The sequence below is a fragment of the Actinocrinis puniceicyclus genome (assembly GCF_018283645.1).
Classification (GTDB): domain Bacteria; phylum Actinomycetota; class Actinomycetes; order Streptomycetales; family Catenulisporaceae; genus Actinocrinis; species Actinocrinis puniceicyclus.
The window spans coordinates 40,475-46,474 of the sequence record NZ_JAGSXH010000044.1; the positions used below are offsets into that span (position 1 = coordinate 40,475).

A 6,000-nucleotide genomic window follows, 5' to 3' on the forward strand; every position below is an offset into this window, starting at 1 on the left:
GCTTCGGCCGTCCAGCCCGCCCTGGTTCGCGGTCAGATGTCGATCGGGGCCATGGCAAAGGCAGGCGCGGTTTTCAAGGCGTTCAGCGGGCTTCCGGTTCGGCTTCTAGCTCACCGCGAACGTGACGGGAGACGACTCGCTCGGGCTGTAGTGCTGGTCGCCGCTGTAGGTGGCGGAGGCGGTGTGCTCGCCCGGCGTCAGCGTCAGCTTCTCAAGCGCGCGGCCGTGCGAGATGCGCACGGGCGCGAGCTTCTTGCCGTCCACCGTGAACACGACGGAGCCGGTCTCCGACGTGCGGCGGTGCCCCTTTCCGCCCTTGCCCTTCTTGCCGTGCCCCCGGCCCCCCTTGCCCTTGCCGCTCTTGGCGGCCTTGCCCTCCGGTTGCGGGTCGGTGGTCGGCGCAGTGGGCCCCTTCGCCAGGCTCACCCGGGCCGACAACAGGAAATCCGCGCCGCTCTGCGCGTGCTTGGGCGCGAGCACCCGCGTCACGGTCGGCGCGTGCGGAGAGGACCCGCCACCGCCGGCGGCGTAGGCGAGCGACGGCGCGACGCCCAGGCCGCCGATCGTCGACAGAACCAGGGCGCGAGTGAACGCTCGGGACATAGTTGAACCTCCTCGTTGGAGTCGTCGCTGTCACGGGCGGCTCCCGTGAGGTTCAGCGCGACGTGATCAACGATGGCAGGAAACGGCCGCGGGCGAATCCGTAAAAGAGCGTATCTTTTCTACGCACAAGAGACGGGGCTTTTCGAGTGATTCGAATGCCCACCGCTGATTATTTTACGATTATTCTTGCGTATATTGGAGCGGGCGCCGCAGGATCAGGAAGCCCCGTTTTCAGGGGAGGACGCGCCGAATCGGTGGGCGAACCGCGGATCGGTCTCCCACCAGGGCCGCAGGTGTCCTTCCGGCAGCGCTTCTTCGCCGGGGTTCTGCGCCGCGTCGGCGTGTTCGACGATCTCCAGTGCGTCCAGCAACGTGTCGACGGCCGCGGCCTCGTGCTTGTCCTCGCGGAACATCCGCCGCCACAGCGCTCCGATGAACGGCAGCCCGGCGAGGTCGCCGACCACCCAGATCGCCCCGCCGCCGATCAACTGGTCCTGATGGAAAGACATGCCCCATGGACGAGCCAGAGCCGTGTAGTAGTCCAGCGCGACGGTGTAGCTGCCCCACATCAGGATGATGCCGAGCGCCCCGTCGGTGACCGCTTCGGCGAAAGTGATCCAGACCGAAACCATGTGCGGATACTCATGCGGCACCGGATCGACGCGCAACCGCATCCAGTAGTAGTAATAACCGACGCCGACCAGCGTGAATCGCAGGAGTTCGTTCTGGAAGTCGCTGCGCATCGCCGCCTCGAACCACGGCGTCAGATACACCAGGAACGGCGTGCTGAGAAAGACGGCCGATACCGTGGCCGGGAATCCGAGTAGATAGGCCGGGCGGCTGCGCAGTACCCGCTCGATGCGAAGACGGCCGCCCTCGGAGCAGTTCTCCATCATCAGGGACAGCGGTGAGCCGAGTGCCAGCAGCATCGGCACGACCATCATCAGCAACGTGTTCTGCACGGCCCGCGGCCAGAAGAGGATGCGCTCGTACGATCCGAGGAACGACATGCAGACGAAAGCGAAAAGGCCGAGACCGCCGAAGAAGAGCACCGTGCGTGAGCGTTCCCACCGGCTGCCACGCGCCTTCACCCGCTTGACGCCGGCCAGGTAGAGCGCCCCGCTGACGACGACGACCGCAAGCACCCAGGGATTGAGCGTCCACTGGGTCAGGTAGGCGGAGTTCTGCAGGTTCGGCGGCCCCGAATAGGCGCTGAACAGCGTGTGCGGGCCCGCTCCGGGCAGTCCGGTCGTCATGCGCGCATCACCTCGTGACTTCGCCTGTACCCGCACATGGTAGGCAACCGGGTGTACCCGCCAGGACACCGGGGCCGAGATCAGGTCGGCAGGTGACGGCGGCGCCCTTCGCGCCGCCACCACCGGTTATGGCTGGATTGCCGACTCGGAGTGCGCGCGGACGTGTCATCAACCGTCCGGTGTGGTGTCACGATCCGCGCGGGACACTAGGCCACTCTGTCGTCCGAGTTCTTTGATTTTGAGGCAAGTTTTTCTGGCCTGGTCAGCTTGCCGCAGCCTTCGCTTCAGAGGGGGCGCAGCAGGCGGTGGAACCGTCGCAGGCGCCGGTCGTTCCCGACGCTACGTCGACTTTGCCGAGCGTGTCGGTGTCCGCCTTGACGACGTACACCTCCCACGGCTCCTTGCCGGGGCCGGTCACCCATACCTTGTCCTGCAGCGCGTAGCAGCAGGAGGTGTCGTTCTCCTCGAAGGTCGCCAGGCCGGCCGCGCTCAGCCGCGCGGTGGCTTCGTTCACCTCGGTGGCGGTCTCGACCTCTACGCCGAGGTGGTCGAGCGTGGTGGGCTCGTCGCCCCCGCCCTCGCCCTCGATGAGGACGAGCTTGAGCGGCGGCTGGGCGATGGCGAAGTTCGCGTAGCCGGGCCGCCGCTTGGCCGGTTCGGCGCCGAACAGCTTGCTGTAGAAGGCGATCGAGCCTTCCAGGTCCGAGACGCGCAGTGCGAGTTGGACACGGGCCATGAGGGTGCCTTTCTGATTAGACATCCGTCTATGTACGACCCAGGTTGCCCGCCATATCGATGACTGTCAACATAGACCTATGTCGAAGAAGGAACTGCCGCTGTTGCAGCCGGCCGACCCGGCAGCCCCGTGCTGCTCGCCGCTTGCCCGCGAGCCGCTGAGCGGGGCGGAAGCGGCTACCCTGGCGCCGGTGTTCAAGGCGCTGGCCGACCCGGTACGCCTGCGGCTGTTCTCGCTCATCGCCTCGTCCGCCGGAGGGCAGGCGTGCGTATGCGACCTGACCGTCGCGTTCGAGGTCTCCCAGCCCACCATCAGCCACCATCTGCGTGTCCTGCGCGAAGCGGGGCTCGTCGATTGCGAGCGGCGGGGCACGTGGGTTTACTACTGGTTGCTGCCGAACGCTCTGGCCCGGCTGTCCGCCCTGCTCACGCCGGCCGCAGCCGCGGCGTAGGGCAGACAGGCCGGTCTCGCGCTCGGCGTGTCCGTACACAACGCAGGGCGTTGTCTCCCGCAAGGGTGGATCCATGAACACGGTGTATGCATGAAAACGAGCGCAGGGGCTCCGCCGCGCGTCGCTGCGATGCTGCCTGAGCACGCCGAGCAAGTTCTGGCGATCTACCAGGCAGGGATCGACGAAGGTCAGGCCACCTTCGAGACCACGGCGCCGGATTGGGCGTCCTTCGACAAGTCCAAGCTGCCGGGACAGCGGCACGTCGCTCTTGCCCTCGACGGCAGTGTCCTCGGCTGGGTGGCCGCCGGCGCGGTATCCGACCGCTGTGTCTACTCCGGCGTCGTGGAGCACTCCGTCTACGTCCGCTCTCAAGCCCGCGGCCGAGGTGTCGGCGGGGCACTGCTGCGCGCTCTGATCGAGTCCACCGAGGCCGCCGGCATCTGGACCATCCAGTCCGGAATCTTCCCGGAGAACGCCGCGAGCCTCGCCCTGCACCGTCGCGCCGGCTTCCGTGAGGTCGGGCTGCGCGAGCGACTGGGACAACACCGCGGCGTCTGGCGCGACGTGATTCTCGTCGAGCGGCGCAGCCGGGCGTTGTGAGAGGGGCCGATCAAGCCGCCCTGTGAAACCGAAGCCGGGCCGGCTGCGCGGTTCCGTCTTCCCTCCTTCGGCGGCTAGGATTCGAACTATCGTTCTAGAGCTGTGGCGTGCGCAGTGCCGTGCGACCGGGTTTGCCTGGATTTCCGGTATTTGCGCCCCCTCGGGCCCGAGGACGTGAAACAGTGACTTCATAAGCGGTGGCCGCGGGATCCCGGGACCACCGCGGCGGGTACGCCTCGCGGAGTCGGCGACGTTGTCGGTGGCGGCCGGTAGCGTTTTTGCCGCAACTCCAACCGGCGGCCCCAGACCGCGGAACCAACACACGAAGGCGAGAGAACCATGGCGGCGTCCACCGATCGGGAGAAGGCGATCGACGCGGCCCTCGCGCAGATCGAGCGGCAGTTCGGCAAGGGCTCGTTGATGCGCATGGGCGATCAGGCGCGCGCGCCGATCGACGTCATCCCGACCGGGGCGATCGCGCTCGATGTGGCCCTGGGAGTCGGCGGCCTGCCGCGCGGCCGCGTCGTCGAGATCTACGGCCCGGAATCCAGCGGAAAGACCACGGTGGCCCTGCACGCGGTGGCCAACGCGCAGCGGGCCGGCGGCCTGGCCGCGTTCATCGACGCCGAGCACGCCCTGGACCCGGTCTATGCGAAGGCCCTGGGCGTCGACACGGAGAACCTGTACATCTCGCAGCCGGACAACGGCGAACAGGCCCTGGAGATCGCCGACACGCTGATCCGCTCCGGCGCGCTCGACATCATCGTGATCGACTCGGTGGCCGCGCTGGTGCCGCGCGCCGAGATCGAGGGCGAGATGGGCGACTCCCACGTCGGTCTGCAGGCCCGGCTGATGAGCCAGGCGCTGCGGAAGATCACCGGCGCGCTGAGCCACTCGAAGACCACCGCGGTCTTCATCAACCAGCTGCGCGAGAAGGTCGGGGTGATGTTCGGCTCCCCGGAGACGACGACCGGCGGCCGGGCGCTGAAGTTCTACGCATCCGTGCGTCTGGACGTGCGCCGCATCGAGACCCTGAAGGACGGCCAGGACGCGGTCGCCAACCGCACCCGGGTCAAGGTGGTGAAGAACAAGGTGGCCCCGCCGTTCCGGCAGGCCGAGTTCGACATCGTCTACGGCCACGGCATCAGCCGCGAGGGCGGCCTCATCGACCTCGGTGTCGAGCACGGTTTCGTGCGCAAGTCCGGGGCCTGGTACACCTACGAGAACGGGCAGCTCGGACAGGGCAAGGAGAACGCGCGCACCTACCTGAAGGAGAACCCGGACATCGCCGACGAGATCGAGAAGAAGATCAAGGAGAAGCTGGGCGTCGGCCCGCAGCTGGACGCGCCCGCCGCACCGGCCGCCGTGGCCGAGCCGGAGGCCGCGGCCCCGGCCGCGGCCGCGGCCAAGCCCACGCGCTCGCGCGCCAAGGCGGCGAACGCCGACGCAGCCGGGCTGTGAGCGTCCCCGGGAGCGGGCAGGGCGCCGCGCACCGGCCGGGCTGGGTGGCACGGGCCGAGGCGGCGGCGGACCGCGGCTGCGGCGAAATGGCACGCGGGTATCAGCCCGACGTGTCGCTGAGCACACACGTGCGGCCCGAACGCGAGGCCGCGTCGCCAGCGCGGCGGGAAGCGGAACCTCGGCCGGCCGGCGGCGCAGAGGCCGAGGCTCGCCGGCTCGCGTTGGACGCGCTCTCCCGAGCGGCTCGCACCCGCGGCCAGTTGGCGAGCCTGCTGCAGCGCAAGGGCGTCGCCCCGCAGGCGGCCGACGCGGTACTCGACCGATTCGAGGAAGTGGGCCTGGTCGACGACGTCGGCTACGCCGAGTCCTTCGTCGAGTCCCGGCACCGCGTCCGCGGGCAGGGCGGCCGTGCTCTGTCCGCTGAACTGCGGCGCCGCGGCGTGGCCGACGAGGTCGTCGCGGACGCGGTCGCCGCGCTCGACCCGGAGCGGGAGTACGAGACCGCGTGCCGGATCGCCCGAGCTCGCTACGCGCGCATGCCGTCGGTGCCACCGGAGGTGAAGCTGCGCCGGCTGGCCGGTTTCCTGGCCCGCAAGGGCTATAGCGGTGCCATCGTGTCCCGCGCGGTGCGCCAGGTCGTCCAAGACGCGGCGGCCGAGGAGCGGGAAGCGGTCGAAGCCGCGGCGCAGGCCCTTGACGCGTTCGGCACCGAGAGCCCGGCAGCCGATGGCGAATGCTGATAACTGGTCTGATAAGCGAGCTGGTTAGGGCTCGTCGCTAAATTATCTTTACATGTCCTGATTGTCCTGCCAGGATTCTGCTATGGCTGTGGTCATGGAGATCGACGAGCGGGTGCTGGCGGCGAAGTTCGAGGCGATCCTGCCGCATCTTGA

General features: G+C 68.5%; 7 protein-coding genes. 4 read left to right on the forward strand and 3 right to left on the reverse strand.

The window, feature by feature from the left end:
• Positions 1–105 precede the first annotated feature (105 nt).
• The 3 genes from KGA66_RS14270 to KGA66_RS14280 form a co-directional block, all read right to left on the reverse strand.
• Positions 106–603, reverse strand: a complete 498-nt coding sequence (locus KGA66_RS14270) for an Ig-like domain-containing protein (protein WP_211468581.1) — start codon at positions 601–603, stop codon at positions 106–108.
• Positions 604–818: 215 nt separating this feature from the next.
• On the reverse strand, positions 819–1,859 hold the full coding sequence (locus KGA66_RS14275; RefSeq protein WP_211468582.1) for a cytochrome c oxidase assembly protein: 1,041 nt from the start codon (positions 1,857–1,859) through the stop codon (positions 819–821).
• Positions 1,860–2,121: 262 nt separating this feature from the next.
• Positions 2,122–2,595: an ArsI/CadI family heavy metal resistance metalloenzyme gene (locus KGA66_RS14280; protein WP_211468583.1), complete on the reverse strand. Its 474-nt coding sequence runs from the start codon at positions 2,593–2,595 to the stop codon at positions 2,122–2,124.
• 79 nt (positions 2,596–2,674) lie between these two features.
• Here KGA66_RS14280 and KGA66_RS14285 point away from each other — a divergent pair, with 79 nt between their 5' ends.
• The 4 genes from KGA66_RS14285 to KGA66_RS14300 all read left to right on the forward strand — a co-directional run bounded on the left by KGA66_RS14285 (position 2,675) and on the right by KGA66_RS14300 (position 5,847).
• Positions 2,675–3,046 (forward strand): ArsR/SmtB family transcription factor, encoded by a 372-nt coding sequence (locus KGA66_RS14285; RefSeq protein ID WP_211468584.1) that lies wholly within the window; start codon positions 2,675–2,677, stop codon positions 3,044–3,046.
• Positions 3,047–3,136: 90 nt separating this feature from the next.
• Complete coding sequence (locus tag KGA66_RS14290) at positions 3,137–3,646, forward strand: GNAT family N-acetyltransferase (RefSeq protein WP_246507796.1); 510 nt, start codon at positions 3,137–3,139, stop codon at positions 3,644–3,646.
• A gap of 339 nt (positions 3,647–3,985) precedes the next feature.
• On the forward strand, positions 3,986–5,107 hold the full coding sequence (gene recA, locus KGA66_RS14295; protein ID WP_211468585.1) for a recombinase RecA: 1,122 nt from the start codon (positions 3,986–3,988) through the stop codon (positions 5,105–5,107).
• On the forward strand, positions 5,104–5,847 hold the full coding sequence (locus KGA66_RS14300) for a regulatory protein RecX (protein ID WP_211468586.1): 744 nt from the start codon (positions 5,104–5,106) through the stop codon (positions 5,845–5,847). The genes recA and KGA66_RS14300 overlap by 4 nt, the downstream gene beginning before the upstream one ends.
• The last annotated feature ends 153 nt before the right edge of the window (positions 5,848–6,000 follow it).

Excerpts from the sequence above, each read along its gene's own strand:
- KGA66_RS14270 (WP_211468581.1), bottom strand. The coding sequence starts at position 603 with ATGTCCCGAGCGTTCACTCGCGCCCTGGTTCTGTCGACGATCGGCGGC.
- KGA66_RS14275 (WP_211468582.1), bottom strand. The coding sequence starts at position 1,859 with ATGACGACCGGACTGCCCGGAGCGGGCCCGCACACGCTGTTCAGCGCC.
- KGA66_RS14280 (WP_211468583.1), bottom strand. The coding sequence starts at position 2,595 with ATGGCCCGTGTCCAACTCGCACTGCGCGTCTCGGACCTGGAAGGCTCG.
- KGA66_RS14285 (WP_211468584.1), top strand. The coding sequence starts at position 2,675 with ATGTCGAAGAAGGAACTGCCGCTGTTGCAGCCGGCCGACCCGGCAGCC.
- KGA66_RS14290 (WP_246507796.1), top strand. The coding sequence starts at position 3,137 with ATGAAAACGAGCGCAGGGGCTCCGCCGCGCGTCGCTGCGATGCTGCCT.
- recA (WP_211468585.1), top strand. The coding sequence starts at position 3,986 with ATGGCGGCGTCCACCGATCGGGAGAAGGCGATCGACGCGGCCCTCGCG.